Origin of the sequence: Streptococcus parasuis, from assembly GCF_021654455.1 — a bacterium.
GTDB lineage: Bacteria > Bacillota > Bacilli > Lactobacillales > Streptococcaceae > Streptococcus > Streptococcus parasuis.
Map to the genome: position 1 here is coordinate 1727268 of NZ_AP024276.1, position 16660 is coordinate 1743927.

Consider the following 16660-nt stretch of genomic DNA (forward strand, 5'->3'; position numbering starts at 1 on the left):
CTCCTATTTTTCTAGAACTAAAACTCCTTCAAGTAATTTCCCGATTTTTTCTTTTTGTTGTGGACTAGGGTTGATATACCTCGCCTTTCGGATTTCAATAACTTTAAATCCTATGTTTTCAGCTATTTCAGCACAAATTTCCAATGTATTGATTAAAACTCCAAAATAGGCAGAATTAGAAACATTAAAATAAACCCTACGACTATTTTTCAATTTTTGATACATGCCTTCAAAAATAATCTGCATATCCTCAAAGTAAGCCAGAATCATATTTAAAATTTCTTCGTTCCAAGATGAAATAGTTTTACTCGCAACTTCAAGTTTATCAAGGGTGATTTTTAAAAGAGGACTATTTACATTGTCTAGATTACTTATCTTTAATTGTACATGCGAACGAATCGTCTGAGCCCTAAGCTCCTTAATATCATTATAGTTTTTAAAAAAATCAAGGGCTTTTAACTCCAGCATATAAGAATCTGTATAATCTCTTGAGTTCAAATATGGGGGAGAGGTTATAATAAGATCTACTGAATTATTCGCAACTTTTTCAAAAATAAGTTTTCTAGAATCGCCCCTGTATAATAGTGGATTGTTTGAGAATGTATTACTTGGTTGCTCTTTTATATCGTCAACGATAATCTCTTTGATAAATCTAAAAAAACTATTGATAACATCTTCTTGAGAATATCTCTTCTCTTGCCAATTTTTTTTATAAGATAGACATTTCCCATTTCTGTATAAATTACTATAATCCAGTAAGATTTTGGATAGACAAATTATATATAGTTCTTTATAAAGCTTTGTATTCAATGAGTCTATCGCCAATTTCAATTTTTCAAGGGCAATAAAAACCTCTTTATCAAGATTCCATTTTTTCTTATCTTGACTTTCAACTAAAGTAGGAAATTCACTTTTTAAATCAATTTCACTATCATCTAAATTTGCTAAAAAATCTGTCATTACAGAGACATGATTTCTAATTGTTCTAATTTTATATTGATTCACTTTCAATTTAGCTTTAGATAGAACAAACATAAACGGATTGACTTCAAAAGATATACAACTAACGCTTCTTCTAGATAATTCTAGAGCAGTGGTTCCACTACCTGAAAAAGGCTCTAGGCATAACTTGACATCGTATCCTTGTTCATCGACTACAGAATTGATAAATTCTTTTGAGTATCCCTCAACAAAAGGATACCATCGATGTACACTAACTTCTTTGTTTTTATTAAATTGCATTATTCTATCATATTGCTCTAAATAGTCTGTATATTTATACATCTTTTATCCTTTTATTTAATTGACTAATCTATTCTAAGTATCAGCTATAGTGTATCATAAAACACGGAAAATATCCGTGTTTTAATCAAATTATCCAGCATTTCCCTAGCTGACAAAAATTCAAATGTCATCGTATTTTATCAGTTACCCCACCAACTTTTTCATCTCTTCAATCCGTCCTACTGTCGCATCATATTTTGCTTGGTAGTCGGCTTGTTTTTCTTTTTCTTTTTCAACGACTTCTGGTTTGGCGTTGGCGATGAAGCGTTCATTGCTGAGTTTTTTGCCGACCAAGTCTAGTTCTTTTTGCCATTTGGCAAGCTCTTTGTCCAGACGAGCCAACTCTTCTTCTACGTTGAGGAGGTCGGCGAGTGGCAAGAAGATTTCAGCACCAGTGATAACGGCTGACATGGCTAATTCTGGCGCAGCAATGCTTGAGCTGATTTCCAGATGCTCTGGATTTGTAAAGCGTCGGATGTAGTTTTCATTTGCCTTGAAGAAGGTTTCAAGCTCGCTATCTGCCGTCTTAATCAAGATAGTAATCGGTTTAGATGGCGCAACATTCACTTCTGCTCTGCTATTTCGCACCGAACGAATCAAGTCCTTAAGGCTCTCCACTCCTTTGTGGGCTTCCGTATTTTCAAAGGCTGGGTTGACCACAGGGTAAGCTGCCACCACGATAGAGCCCTCTGCGTACTGGGCGAAGATCTCTTCCGTCACAAACGGCATGATAGGGTGGAGGAGGCGAAGGATTTGGTCCAGCGTGTAGAGAAGGACAGAGCGAGTCATGACTTTCTCAGCCTCGTTATCGCTGTAGAGCACTTCCTTGGTCAGCTCCACATACCAGTTGGCGAACTCTTCCCAGATGAAGTTATAAAGAATATGACCAGCCACACCAAACTCGAACTTGTCGAAGTTTTCAGTGACCTTAGCAATGGTTTCGTTGAGGTTGTGGAGAATCCAGCGGTCCGTCACGTTACCAGCCTCACCAGCTGCGACTTTGACAACATTTTCACGCGCTGCATCCAAGGTCAAGCCTTCATTGTTCATGAGGATATAGCGGGAAATGTTCCAAATCTTGTTGATGAAGTTCCAAGAAGCATCCATCTTCTCATAAGAGAAACGAACATCTTGACCAGGGGCAGAGCCGTTTGACAGGAACCAACGCAAAGCGTCCGCACCGTATTTCTCGATGACATCCATTGGGTCGATCCCGTTTCCAAGCGACTTGGACATCTTGCGACCTTCTTCGTCACGGATCAAACCGTGGATCAGCACATTCTTGAATGGCTGACGGCCTGTGAACTCAAGCGATTGGAAAATCATCCGTGACACCCAGAAGAAGATGATGTCGTAGCCCGTTACCAGGGTTGAGGTTGGGAAGTAACGCTGGAAGTCAGCCGCGTTTTCGTCAGGCCAGCCCATAGTTGAGAATGGCCAAAGGGCAGAGCTGAACCAGGTGTCTAGGACATCCTCATCCTGTACCCAACCGTCACCTGTTGGAGCCTCTTCTCCGACGTACATTTCGCCAGATTCGTTATACCATGCTGGAATCTGATGCCCCCACCAAAGCTGACGCGAGATTACCCAGTCGTGTACATTTTCCATCCATTGCAGGAAGGTATCGTTGAAACGTGGTGGGTAAAATTCTACCTTGTCAGCTGTGTCTTGGTTGGCAATGGCATTCTTAGCTAGTTGGTCCATCTTAACAAACCACTGGGTTGACAAGCGTGGCTCAACTACCACACCTGTACGCTCCGAGTGACCAACGGAATGCACACGGTTTTCGATTTCAACAAGGGCACCCAGTTCTTGTAACTTAGCAACCGTTGCCTTACGAGCTTCAAAGCGGTCCATACCTGCAAATTCACCTGCCAACTCGTTCATCGTACCGTCGTCGTTCATGACATTGACTTGTGGCAAATTGTGGCGTTGACCTACGAGGAAGTCATTTGGATCGTGAGCAGGCGTGATTTTCACAACCCCTGTACCAAATTCAGGATCGGCGTGTTCATCCGCAACGATTGGGATTGGCTTGTTTACGATTGGCAGGATAACGTTTTTACCAATCAAGTCCTTGTAACGTGGATCTTCTGGATTAACCGCCACCGCAACGTCACCGAACATGGTTTCAGGACGGGTGGTCGCAACTTGAAGGGCACGAGAACCATCTTCCAACATGTAATTCATGTGGTAGAAGGCACCTTCGACGTCCTTGTGAATAACCTCGATGTCAGAAAGGGCTGTGCGAGCCGCTGGATCCCAGTTGATGATAAATTCGCCACGGTAGATCCAGCCTTTTTTGTAGAGTTCTACAAAGACCTTGCGAACAGCTTTTGACAAACCTTCATCAAGTGTGAAACGTTCACGTGAATAATCCACAGATAAACCTAGTTTACCCCATTGCTCCTTGATGGTTGTAGCATATTCATCTTTCCATTCCCAGACTTTGTCGAGGAATTTTTCACGACCAAGATCATAGCGTGTGATACCTTGCTCCCGCAAGCGTTCCTCAACTTTAGCCTGTGTGGCAATCCCCGCATGGTCCATACCTGGAAGCCAGAGGGTATCAAAGCCCTGCATGCGTTTCTGGCGGATAATGATGTCTTGAAGGGTGGTATCCCAAGCGTGTCCCAAGTGCAATTTACCTGTTACATTTGGTGGCGGAATGACGATAGAATAAGGCTTCGCCTCCGCATCGCCTGACGGCTTAAAGACATCTTGGTCCAACCAAGTTTGGTAACGACCAGCCTCAACCTCGGCTGGATTGTATTTTGGTGATAATTCTTTTGACATTAATTTTTCTCCTGATGTAAATAATTCAAAATCTTAAAAATTTGTTCTAGTTCTTGCTTTTGCATGTACGATTTCATATAGTCATAATCTGGTAGTCCAGCCTCAGTAACTGGTAACATAATCTTCTGGCGCTTCATCCGTTCACCATTAAATTTATAACCATAGGCATATTTGATTTTTTGAGATAAAATCATCTGTTTTAAGAAAAGATAGGTATATTTATTGCCAATTGTCCCATCTTTCCAATTTAAGCGTTTGACATCGTCTGAAAAAATAGCTTGGTAAGGGTGATAGAAATTTTCGACAACACTGCCATTATAATTAACACCGAGTACATTTTCATCAAGACTTTTATTCGTATTAGATACAAATGCCGTCACTCCGTTGTCGCTATCACTGGCACCAATGAAAGGGCGTTCCCCAGCCTCTTGATTACCTTTGGTCAGACGAACACCAGATTTAACGTCACAAATATATTCAATCCAGAAATCTTTCCAAGAAATTTCACAAACTTTTTCTTCAAGTATCGTCTTCATTTTAATATATATATATATATATTCAAGCACTTCTTGAACTTTATCAAGTTCTAATTTTTTCACAAAGTCCGACATATATTGGAAATCAGGATTGCCGTTTTTGTCAGCGGGTAGTGTTAGAGTCTCTCGTTTCAATCTTTCTTGATTTCGTTTATATCCAAAATTATATTTTCCCCTAACTTGATCAGCTACTGTGGTTATAAATTTAGCATTATATTCATTCAGATTTTCATTATATCCAACTGTTATATCCTGTGATGCAACGAAGTCTTCTTTTTTATAGACGCTATATCCCATTGAACCTTCTCCGTTCCGAATAAAGGCAATAGCATTTCCGGAGTATATCAGGCTTTCTTTTTGTTCAACAAAATCCAAAACGCCATTATTACGATTGGTTGCTCCTACATAACTGATTCCGTCGGATATCCCTTTTTCTAAATGATTAAGACCTTTACTACCTTTTGTAATTAAATCAAATACTTCTCCTAAGCAAAACGTTTTCCACTCAACCTTATCCAAGCCCACCACTTCGCCAGCTAAATCAACCAGTTTACGCTCATAATAGTCAATGACTTGCTGAGCTTGTTGCTGCTGCTCCTGTTTGATATAGTCTTCCATAAATTGCCAGTTAGGTTGACCATGAGAATCAATAGGAAGCATGAGTTTATTTTTTATTACTCTATTCAGTCCAACGGGGTAACCATAACCAAATCCTTTTGAAGTCAAATAATTATCAATAATTGAAATTAAAAACTTGCTAATATCTTTATTCAAGAAGTCATTTCGTAAAACTAAAATATTTTGACTACAAGTAAAGTCATAAGGTTGATAAAACGATCTCGGCTCTCCAACCATACTTACTGTAATACAATTTTTCTTAACAATTTTATCTTTGGAAACATAATAAAGACCTTGGAATCCATTATTAACTGAACTTCTTCCAATGAATGGCACTTCTCCTTCGCTGAGAGCATTTGAGTCAGATGATTTTGCTATAAAGATCTCTGGAAAAATATCTGGAAATAAAAACTCTTTCCACTCCACATCTGTCAACTTTAACTTACTCATCTTTCTCACCTGCCATCAGTTTCTGGATTTGCTTATCAAAATCTGACACAATTTTCTGGATGCGATTGAATTTTTCATACTCTTGATTAGCTTTTTCATCTGCCTGTTTTTTAGAAATGGTACCTTTGCCTTCTAGAATTTGGTATTCATTGAAAGATAGGAAGCGGTCAATACTTTCTGCCAAGGCCTGCATGGTAAAAGTATTTCGGCGTTCAACCAAGCCTTCAATATAGTCAAAATAAGCGGTTACGGTCCGTTCAAGCTGACGAATTTCTGCTTCTTGTAGATAATTTTTAGCCACAATCACATCCGATTTCAGCACGCGACCATCTGGAGCATTCTTCCAAGTTGTCAGCCCCATCTGCTCCTTATCAGCATCTGCCTTATGATAAATAATTTCCGCAGCGGTATTGCCCGTAATAGCAAAATGAAATTTATTTTGCACCATAGCATAGAAATTCTTAGTGATTTCTGAATTTCTGTCATAATCAATCGCACATTCTGCAAAAATATCAGTCACCTGCTGATAAATGCGGCGCTCACTAGCACGGATAGATCGGATACGCTCTAAGAGTTCACGGAAATAGTCCTGTCCAAAGACTGTCTGCCCTTGTTTCAAGCGTTCATCATCAAGCACAAAACCTTTGATAATAAACTCTTTCAAAGTATCAGTCGCCCAAATCCGAAATTGTGTTGCCTTTGATGAGTTGACACGATAGCCAACTGAGATAATAGCGTCAAGACTGTAGTATTCTAGTTCACGTCGAACTGCTCTATTACCTTCTTGTTGAACTATTCGGAATTTCCGAACAGTTGCTAGTTTGACCAGTTCTCCATCATTATAAATGTTTTTTAAATGTTCACTTACTGTTGATTTTGCAACACCAAACAACTCTGCAATCCCTTTTTGCGTCAGCCAGAGATTCTCATCCTGTAAAAGAATATCCAGATGTACCTCACCATTAGGTGTTGTGTAAAGGATAAAATTAGAAATTTCATTCATACTTATCACCTTCTTCCGCTACCATCTGAAATTCATCAGTGTCACTCATTTCTTGATAATTCTCTTTATCTTCTATCCCAAAAAGATATCCGCGTCCATGTGTAATCATATTTACTTCAAAAGTGAGGTAATCTGCAATGGTTTTTTGGAAATCTTCTTCAGTTGGGATCTCATCATTGAAATAGTAGAAAGAATGGAGCCACTCATCATCGGCTTCAATTGTCGTACTAACACAGAATTTCGTTTCCGCATCTGTACGATTAAACCAAACATCCAGCAAATGCTGTTTTTTATCTTTAGCAGTAGCCGTTTCAACGAGACCAATATGCTTAGAAACCTCAAACCCATCATTTTCAAAATTGATAAACTTACATTCCTTTTCTGGACGATGGGGAATGCCAGCTGTAAACACTGCAATACAAGGGTTTGTCCCCACTCCGTAAAAGGTATTTTTATTGAGGGTAATAACACCTTCCAAAGTGTGATATTTTAAGATATTTTGTTTCGCTTCTTTTTCAAACTTTGTTTTTCCTGTAAAGGTTGACTGAGGTACAATAACAGCAGCCTTAGCCCCTTCAACTAAGGAATTTAACAAGTGTTCTGTAAAGTTAATTTCATATAATTCAGTATTTGTTTTTGAGCCCATTGAATAGGGTGGGTTCATCATACCAACATTACATTGCTTTAATTGTAGTTTACTAGGATTTTGGCGCAGAAAGTCTTGATTTTCAAGATTACTCTTCCCATCACCTCGTAGGATCATATTGGTGGTTGCAATGGTAAACATATAAGATTGCTCTTCAATACCAAAAAGCTGGTGCTTACGAATCTGCTCACGTTGGTAATCACTCTCTGCTTTTGTCAGCATATCATGCATAGCAGCAATCAAGAAACCAGCCGTTCCGCAAGTTGGGTCAAAGACCTTATCCGTTGGCTTCAAATCAACTAAATCACAAAACAGCTCAGTAATATGCTTTGGTGTCAAAACAATCCCTAAGTTCTGTCCATCTCCGCCAGAATAAGACATAAATTCGCCATAAAAGCGACCAAGATAATCTTCCGCAGAGCTATTGTATCTTAGGCTTTGATATATACTTTTATAAAGAAATTCTGTAAAGTGCTTAATTGGTGTTTTCCCTAACGTGCTATTGTTCTCATTAATTTTAACATCATCTCTGATGATCGCAAACTGGCTAAGTAGTTTGTCTTTTTTCACCTCAGGCGAAACATTAGCACGCTGAAGATTAGCTTTAATAGCAGCATAAATCTTTGAACCATCCGTTTTTACAGTATCACCTGTTAAACTTTCCAGTGAAAAATTCCCGTGTTCTGTCTCTCTCAAAGCTAAGAGAATTCCTGAAACAATTAACGGTTTGTTCTTCTCTTCAATATTACCATAATTTCTAAGGTCATTATGCAAAGTCGCCGCATCTTTTAAAATTTCAGCAGTTTCTTTTTCAAAATTGGTTTTTTCTTGCAGAATTTCTTTAACATAATACTCATCAATATTATCAACTGAAAATGAGATTAAAGTTTCAATATCAGCTAATTCAAAGTACTCCCCGCGTTCATTTACAAAAACTGGTGTAATACGATGCTTTTTTTCATTACCACTAATTCCTAGTGCGATAATTTTTTTATAACTAACTTGACCTGCCAAGTGCTTAGCATAAAAGACAGCACCATTTACTGCATAGTCTGTATTTGATTTGACATCATCTGCAATTAGGTCATTATCGGTATAGTTTATGTGTTTTGATAATTCTGGCTTGTCCTCAATAATTATCAAGAAATCTTTAACAACTCCTACATATTCTGGAAAGCCTGGTTTACCAGTTCCTTTTTTAGAAGCCGTTTTTAGGGAATCGTCTAATTCCTTGATATTACTTCCTTGAGCATCAAATTTATCCCGGATACCAGCTTCTTTTAAAAGTTCATGTACCCATAGATCAGTATTTACTTCTTTTTTTGCCATATTCCTATTCCTTTAGTATTCTTTAAGAAAATTGTTTTATACTATCTTCAAGCTAGAAATAGCCCAATTCTTTTTCATATAATCTCCTAGAAAACAGTCGATTTGGTTGGCTGTTTTCGTTTTTAGATTCTCTCATTACGAATCGTATATTTCTCCACTTAGATGGATTATGCTTTCAGATTCATTTAAGTTTGAAGAGATATACTAACTATATAGCTAAGAATAGCAAATAAATTCTCTTTGAAATAGTCAGTCCTCTGGGCTGGCTATTTCGTTTTTTCTTGCTCAAGTTTTCTCATTATTTGGATAATCAATAGAGCAACCTCATTGGCAGTAAGTTGGGTATTATTAATTTTATGATAATGGTAGAGTTGCTTAGGAGCAAATTCTGGATTAAAGTTTGCAAACTTCATAGTATCTAGAATATCTTTTTCAGACCACTCAATATTTCTTTTCCAAGGTTTATGTTGCAAACGATTTTCGGTCACATTTCTTCTTAAACGTTCTTGCAGCTCTGTTTCCAATTCAATAAACAGAACAGCTTGATTCCTACTGTGATAAATCTCTTGAATATTCTCTAAAAAAGAAATATCTGCTGGATCATTAAAGTCAATAACAACTGTAAAAATCAAACCCAAATCAGTTTTCGCAGAGGTTTCAAAAAACTTCATACGAATATCATTAATAAGTTCTCTCGCTTCGTCAGACATTGGAAAAAATTTTGTTACGAAATCGATTGATTCATGATTATGAAACAAAACCAAATCTGTTAATCTTTCAACCTCCTGCCCAATGGTCATCTTGCCAGAAGCTTGTGCTCCAATAATAATTAGATTCATCTTGCCTCCCCCACCAACTCTATCTTGATCCCATCTGGGTCTTCCAAATAGAGAGCATAGTGATCTGGTCCTCCAGCGTGGGGATAGCGGTCATCGTAGAGCAGTTTGACTCGTCTGGTCAAAAATTTCTTCCGCCATTGGTCAACATCATCAGGTGTTCCTGCATGAAAGGCTAGATGATTGAGACCTATACGGCACCGGTGATAGCCTGCTCCTAGGAAGTCCTGTGGCGTTTGGACAAAGACCAGGTACTGCTCTGCTTTTTTATAAGATAGCCCGTCCTCCCACTCCTGATAGAGCGAGTAGCCCAGCTTGGTCAGGAGAAAGTCGTAGAATGCCCGTGAGGTTTCCAAGTCTGAAACATATATTTCAACATGATGTAACATACCTTCTCCTTTCCAAATAAAAATCCCTGCCTAGACTTGCTAGACAGGGACGAAGTTATTCCGCGGTACCACCCTTGTTCAGATAATTTATCTGCACTTTGCTTATTCGATTCACATCATCAGCAACCAGTTTTGACATTTGTGCGGATTTCTCAGTACCACCGCTTCCTGTGACAAATGGGGCTCAAAACACCTCTGAATGGCTTTATTGTAACAAATTGCACCTTGAAAAGCAAGGGATTTAAGCTTTCAACTCAATCCCTTTTTCTTTCAACTGCTTGATAGTTGCAGGACCGATGCCTTTAAGAGCCAAGAGATCCTTTTCTGTATGGTTTGCAAAATCAGCTACAGATTGAATTCCTGCTTCGTAGAAGGTTTCCAAACGTGCTGCCGCAATGCCTTCCAACTCAGGAAGTGCCAAAAAGTCTTCCAATGAAGCCGCTGAAGAAGTCACCTCTGCTACAACTTCTTTCACTTGTTCCACAGCATGTTCTACGAAAGTTTCAGCCTGATGTGCGACTGTCTCAACAGCTCCGCGAGCAGTTTCAAGACCGACACGCCCTGCTCGTCTCAAGTCTGCTAGTTGTTTTTTCAATTGTTTTTTACGATTTGCTTTTTTCTTTGACAATGCTAAATCCTCTCCTTAATAATTCCGTTGACCAAGCAATTCATCTGGTAAATCATGAAATCCTTTACCAGCATGGTAGTTGGCAAATTTTCCTTGAATAAAGCGATAAGCATCCAGCTTGCTCTCGTAACGAATATATGCATCCGCAGCACGCTCATCCTTATCTTCTTCCAAGACACGGCGACTTTCTTCAACAGCCATTTCATTGACCATGACTTGTGTATTCACCCAAGCTTCAAATTCTTTTAAAAATTCTTGTTCTTTTGTCATTTTTTCCTCTTTCGTCTGTTCAATAATAAACACACCGACATATTATACCATAAAATCACCATTTGGAAAGCACAAATATTCTGTCATTTTTTACACAAATATAATTATACTCTTATCAATTGGTGATGAGATAGCATCTAATTGAAAAAATAGGAAAGAGGAATCCACTGAAACCTTGTATTCCTCTTCAACATGACAGTTATTTGTTTTCAATCGCTGCCGTAACAAAAGCTGTATACAAACCTTCTGGACGATTTGGACGAGATTGCAGTTCTGGATGGTATTGACAAGCTACAAAGAATTTATTTTCAGGAATTTCAACAATTTCTACCAAACGGTTGTCAGGTGATACTCCTGAGAAGATAAATCCTGCTTTTTCAAATTGCTCACGGAATGCATTATTAAACTCGTAGCGGTGACGGTGACGACGTTGCACAACCTCTTGGTTATCATAAGCAGCAGCAGCCTTTGAGCCACGTTTGAGTTTACTTGGATACAAGCCTAAACGAAGTGTTCCGCCAAGGTCTTCTACTCCAATTTGGTCACGCATGATGTCAATGATCGGATATTTAGTTTCTGGGTCTAATTCAAAGCTATTAGCACCTTCCAAACCTAGAACATTCCGAGCAAACTCAACACAAGTCAATTGCATTCCCAGACAAACACCTAGCATTGGCACATCATTTTCACGCGCATATCGAATAGCTTGAATCTTACCTTCTGTTCCACGTTGACCAAATCCACCAGGAACGATAATCCCTTGGGCTTGGCTAAGACGCTCCTCTACATTTTCAGCTGTTAAATCATTGGCATTGACCCAGTCCAATTCGATAGCAGCATCATTAGCATACCCGGAATGTTTCAAAGCTTCGACAACTGAAATATAGGCATCCTGAAGTTCAACATATTTACCAACTAGGGCAATTTTTACCGTTTTCTTCAAGTTCAATACCTTATCTACCATTGCAGTCCACTCTGTCATATCTGCTGGTGGCACATCTAATTTCAAATGGTCGCAAACGATTTGATCCATATTTTGGGCTTGCATATTCAGCGGAATTTGATAAAGATGCTCAACATCTAGTGATTCAATCACAGCTTCTGGAGCCACATCACAGAATTGAGCTAATTTATTTTTAATTCCTTGACCAGCTGGTTGCTCAGTACGAATCACCAACATATTTGGTTGAATCCCCAGACCACGCAGTTCTTTAACAGAATGTTGGGTTGGCTTTGTTTTCATTTCACCAGCCGCCTTAAGGTAAGGTAGAAGTGTTGTGTGGATATACATAACATTATCTGAACCCACCTCCGCTTTCATTTGACGAAGCGCTTCAAGGAAAGGCAAACTTTCAATATCACCAACTGTACCACCTACTTCCGTGATGATGACATCCGCATCTGTAGTACGCGCAGCTCGTTTAATTTTATCTTTCAAAGCATCCGTAATATGTGGAATAACTTGAACAGTTGCGCCCAAATACTCACCTTTACGCTCTTTACGAAGGACTTCGCTATAAATTTTACCAGTTGTAACATTTGAATATTTATTGAGGTTGATATCAATAAAACGTTCATAGTGACCTAAATCCAAATCAGTTTCTGCACCATCATCCGTCACAAACACTTCCCCATGCTGGTAAGGACTCATGGTTCCTGGATCAATATTGATATATGGGTCAAATTTTTGAATGGTTACCTTCAGTCCACGGTTTTTCAATAGTCGACCAAGGCTGGCTGCCACGATCCCTTTACCAATAGATGAAACCACACCACCTGTTACAAAAATATATTTTGTCATGCAAACTCCCTTTCTACAAATCAAGCTAATCGAAAGATCTTGGGGAAGACCCTTTTACTAACCTGACGAAAAAACAAAAATAGCTCCCTATGAACTAGGGAGCTCCGACCTCAAAAGAGGTGCCCGATATTATCTTATCTCAATTTGGCTATCTTGTCAATGGATATTAATCTTCCAAATTTTCGTCGTCGGAATAATCATCATCATCGTCATCTTCAGCCAAATCAACATCCTCATCAACTAAGTCGCCTTCCGGAATGATTTCATTTATTTCAGAATCGTATGATTCCACTTCATCTTTTTCATCATCAGGATTTTCATCGTCATATCCTGATTCATCCGTATCTTCGTAACCATCTTCATCTTCTGGATCATCATTACCATAATCAATGGCATCATCATCTCCATCCATGAAGGCATTGACACGTTTTTTCTTACGTTTTGGTGCATCATCATCTTCTTCAAGAGTAATCACTTCTTCGTCGATCTCATCGATAGCATACCATGAACGAAGACCCCATTTATTATCCCCAAGTGGGATAAAGCTACCATCCACATTCAAATCTGAATAGAAGATTGGTAGAGCTGTACGAATTTCGCTATTTGATTTTTCAAGGTAATTTTGAATTTCATTGACCAAGTCGTTGAAATACATTTCATTGTCACGTCCACGTTCTTCCAAAATAGCACGAGCTACTTCAATCATGGAAAGTTCGCTTTTTTCTTGTCCTGCAAATACGTTAAGTTCCAAGGCTTTTCTCCTTTTTTGTCTTTCCTTTCTATTTTACGCTAAAAAAAGCAAATAGTCAAAGATAATCTTTATCGTTTTTCTGTAAAAAAATACCTGCAGAGCTGTTCAGTTCACAGCGCTACAGGTATTTTTTTACTATACTTGTTCTTCTAAACTTGGAAGGGAAATGGTCCGTTTGACCCCATCCTTATCTACAAGTCGAACAACTTTGCTTGTTGCATCATATTCGAAAGCTTCAAAAGAAACTTTGTAACGGTCTGAGAGCGTGACCAGACTTTGTTCAAAGGTTTTGAAGTCCATGCCAAACTCTTCTGCTCTTCGTTTTAATTCTTCTGTAAACTCGTCAATTTCCTCAGTTTCTTCAGAAATAATTTCTTCATCACTTTCTTCCGTCTCTGTTTCTTCTGTTGATTCAGATGGTGTACTTGGTGTAAATACTCCCCAGCTATCGTCTGAAACAGGGCGTTCTTGTGGATTAGTCATGTAGTATTTAACCGTTGCTAGGAAATCTTCTAGACTATACCCTTCAGGACTTCTTGCACTGCCTTGGTCAAACCATTTAAAGGATACATAGTGATAGTGATCTTGATGCGGAATCACTAGAGTCCCGTTGCGTACTTCGGTCGCATAGCCAGCATTGTAGGTCAGTGCTTCAAAAGGAACGACTTTCTTCGCTTCAACTCGGTTGTAAATTTCCTCTGCTGTTTCTTTGGCAACTTGTGGCTGTTCTGGCGTTGTTGTCTCGCCTGCAGTTGTTCCTGTTTCAGTTGGTACAGGTGTTGACGGTGAACTAGAATTAGATTTCTCACGTTGAGCTACCATAGCCTCTGCTGGGATCAGCTCGCTTAAGTAATTCAAATCACTCTTGTTAATCCGACGGTAACCATCTGTAATCACACGTGGGATGCGATAGTTATCCGTACCTATTTTCACTTTTGGATCTAATAGGTCTGCCGGGTCAAAAATATAGCCGTCTTTCGTTGTATATTTTCCTGCTGCCTTAGCTTCTGCCAATTCTTCTGCCGAGTGAACAATTTGCCAATTTTTCAAACCTGCACGTTTCTCAATTGGTGTGACATTTTTCGCCAATTCTTCAGCGTCTCGTTTATCAAGAAGAGTTTGTACAACTTCCAATTCTGCCTTGGACAAATCTTTCTTCGACACTGAACGGAGTGAACCACCCGTTGCTCTTGGTAAGCTAAAGGCTTGACTAAAGACAAAACTTGCTGGATCCAAGACGTCTTCCGCTGTAAAGATATACCCATCATTGGTTGCAAATTTTCCTTGAGCACGCGCAGCCATCACTTCTTCTGCTGTATAAATAATTTGCCAGTTTTTCAAACCTACACGATTGGTTTTTGGTGTTGCATTTAAAATAGGCGGCACAATGTCTGTTGCTTCTCCATCACCATGTCCACTTGATGTCCAGGCGGACGGACGAATGTCAGGATGTTGCATGATATAACGGATAGTAGCAATTTGCTCTTTGCTGAGCCATGTGTAAGGCAGGACATGTATGTGGTCGATGTGTGGAATAATAAAGGATTGACCCGTATCATAGGTTGCATTAGCACCTTTCATCGGAATGTGATCCATACTAACCAACATAGCCGGTTTAAGATCTCCCTCTGCAAGCGGTGCAACATCAAATACATACTGCTTATCTTTTTCTGCCAATGTTAATTCAGCAAATGAAATGTTCATTAAATCCAATTCATTTCGAGAATATGAGTAGGTTTTGCCATTTAACTCAACATCATAAATCACTTTTTCATCTTGACTGCGTTTCGCAATGACATGCTTGTATTCAAACGCCGGTCTATCTGCTTGTATTGTATCATCAGGTTTTACAGGAGTCTCTTGAATAGGCGTTGAGGGCTTAGACTCATTTCCTTGAGCAGAATCCGTTGGCTTAATGTTACCACTAGCTTGTTCAGTAACCTTGGTCGGATTCTGTTTCCCAGCTTTCTCATTTACCCATTCTTCTACCTGCTTGATTTCGAAATCTTCTAGCTCTCCAAATCCAACATAATGGAAATGATCACCATGACTAGCCACCAAACCTTGGTCATCAACTGAGGTAATAGATTTTTTACTAAAGACATAACCGTCACTAGTGAAATATGCCTTACCATCCAACCCTTTCCCATAAGCAGGAATCTGGCGTCCCATGTAAGAAACCATTTTCCCTGTTGTCTGCTTGGGTTTAGTTGGTGATACTGGTAATGTTGGAACCGTCCCAATTGGTCTGACTGGATTGGTTGGTTGTGTCGGTGTATGCTGAGGCTGCCTTGCTTGTTGAGTAGAAGAAACCCCTGATCCATTTAATCCAATCATTCTGGAAATTTTCTCCTCCAGAGGAGACATCTGGCTATAGGGAACAAAATGATAATGGTCGCCATGTGGAACGATAACACCTGTTGCTGTTTTCTTGGTGATTGCTCTCGGATCAAAGACCAGGCCATCAGCCTCTACATGGCGCTGAGATAAAGGTGTGGCATCTAATTGAGCCAGCAAACTAGACAAATCTTGTCCTTGCACTACCTGAGTGGTAGCAATCTGCTCTTGTTGACGACTACCCCCACCATATTGATGACCACTAGCTGTATTGACAGTTCCCTTTTGATTCCAGTAGTCTTGTGCAGCCTTTAATTCCGATGCAGAAAGATCCTTTTTCGGAATGAAATGAAAATGGCTTCCATGAGGAACAATAAATCCATCACCTGTATCCTCAATGACATCCGTCGGGTTAAAGACATACCCGTCATCAGTTCTATAGCGACCATCCGCACCAGCCTGACCTGTGGCTTGTTTTTTACTATCTGCTGACGAAATTCCCTTTTGTCGCTCTACTTCCTCCTTACTACGGACATTTTTATGCTTATTGGTATCTTTCAAATAGAGGTAATATTTTCCGTCAACTTTTATAACATAGCCATCTTGCACTTCATTGACAATGTGACTATCTTGAAGGACATAATTTGGATCCTTCATAACCAATTCTTCACTAAAAATTGCATCGAAGGGAACCTTTCCATTATAGTAATGAAAATGATCTCCATGTGACGTCACATACCCCTGATCAGTAATCTTAACAACAATCTGTTCCGCATCGATATTTTCCTTGGCAGAAATTTGATCTGGCGTCAGTTCCTCCGCAACCGTACTTTGTTCACTCTGACCGCCTTCAACATAGGCCACTCGGTTCTTCTGTTCTTCCATAGCTTGGAAACGACCAAGCTGATAACTACACAGACTCATCCCTAAAACAAGGGTTGCAACAGAACCAACAACAACTTTTTTCTTCATATTCTCCCCTTTCG

At 39.3% G+C, this 16660-nt stretch carries 12 protein-coding genes; all 12 read right to left on the minus strand.

Annotation, left to right across the window (positions count from 1 at the left end):
- Positions 1-3 precede the first annotated feature (3 nt).
- Positions 4-1284 (minus strand): hypothetical protein, encoded by a 1281-nt coding sequence (locus tag L6410_RS08680; RefSeq protein ID WP_024418618.1) that lies wholly within the window; start codon positions 1282-1284, stop codon positions 4-6.
- A 144-nt stretch (positions 1285-1428) separates the two neighbouring features.
- Positions 1429-4080 carry a valine--tRNA ligase gene (locus L6410_RS08685; protein ID WP_237395336.1) on the minus strand — a complete coding sequence of 884 codons (2652 nt, stop codon included), beginning with the start codon at positions 4078-4080 and terminating at the stop codon, positions 1429-1431.
- Entirely contained in the window at positions 4080-5684 is a 1605-nt protein-coding gene (locus tag L6410_RS08690) for a restriction endonuclease subunit S (RefSeq protein WP_237395337.1), read from the minus strand. The genes L6410_RS08685 and L6410_RS08690 overlap by 1 nt, the downstream gene beginning before the upstream one ends.
- On the minus strand, positions 5677-6687 hold the full coding sequence (gene rhuM / locus L6410_RS08695; RefSeq protein ID WP_237395338.1) for a virulence RhuM family protein: 1011 nt from the start codon (positions 6685-6687) through the stop codon (positions 5677-5679). Before rhuM ends, L6410_RS08690 begins: the two co-directional genes overlap by 8 nt.
- Positions 6680-8662, minus strand: coding sequence for an HsdM family class I SAM-dependent methyltransferase (locus tag L6410_RS08700; protein WP_237395339.1), 1983 nt, complete (start codon positions 8660-8662; stop codon positions 6680-6682). The genes rhuM and L6410_RS08700 overlap by 8 nt, the downstream gene beginning before the upstream one ends.
- A 266-nt stretch (positions 8663-8928) precedes the next feature.
- Positions 8929-9501 (minus strand): shikimate kinase, encoded by a 573-nt coding sequence (locus L6410_RS08705; protein ID WP_237395340.1) that lies wholly within the window; start codon positions 9499-9501, stop codon positions 8929-8931.
- A complete protein-coding gene (locus tag L6410_RS08710; RefSeq protein ID WP_160863702.1) occupies positions 9498-9887 on the minus strand; it encodes a VOC family protein in 390 nt (129 codons plus the stop codon). Before L6410_RS08710 ends, L6410_RS08705 begins: the two co-directional genes overlap by 4 nt.
- Positions 9888-10128: 241 nt before the next feature.
- Positions 10129-10515 carry a helix-hairpin-helix domain-containing protein gene (locus L6410_RS08715; RefSeq protein ID WP_172075486.1) on the minus strand — a complete coding sequence of 129 codons (387 nt, stop codon included), beginning with the start codon at positions 10513-10515 and terminating at the stop codon, positions 10129-10131.
- A 15-nt stretch (positions 10516-10530) separates the two neighbouring features.
- On the minus strand, positions 10531-10785 hold the full coding sequence (locus tag L6410_RS08720; RefSeq protein ID WP_172075484.1) for a DUF1912 family protein: 255 nt from the start codon (positions 10783-10785) through the stop codon (positions 10531-10533).
- A 199-nt stretch (positions 10786-10984) separates the two neighbouring features.
- Entirely contained in the window at positions 10985-12586 is a 1602-nt protein-coding gene (locus tag L6410_RS08725) for a CTP synthase (RefSeq protein WP_172089768.1), read from the minus strand.
- Positions 12587-12752: 166 nt separating this feature from the next.
- Positions 12753-13337 carry a DNA-directed RNA polymerase subunit delta gene (rpoE, locus tag L6410_RS08730; RefSeq protein ID WP_237395341.1) on the minus strand — a complete coding sequence of 195 codons (585 nt, stop codon included), beginning with the start codon at positions 13335-13337 and terminating at the stop codon, positions 12753-12755.
- A 135-nt stretch (positions 13338-13472) separates the two neighbouring features.
- A complete protein-coding gene (locus tag L6410_RS08735; RefSeq protein ID WP_237395342.1) occupies positions 13473-16646 on the minus strand; it encodes a pneumococcal-type histidine triad protein in 3174 nt (1057 codons plus the stop codon).
- Between the last annotated feature and the right edge of the window lie 14 nt (positions 16647-16660).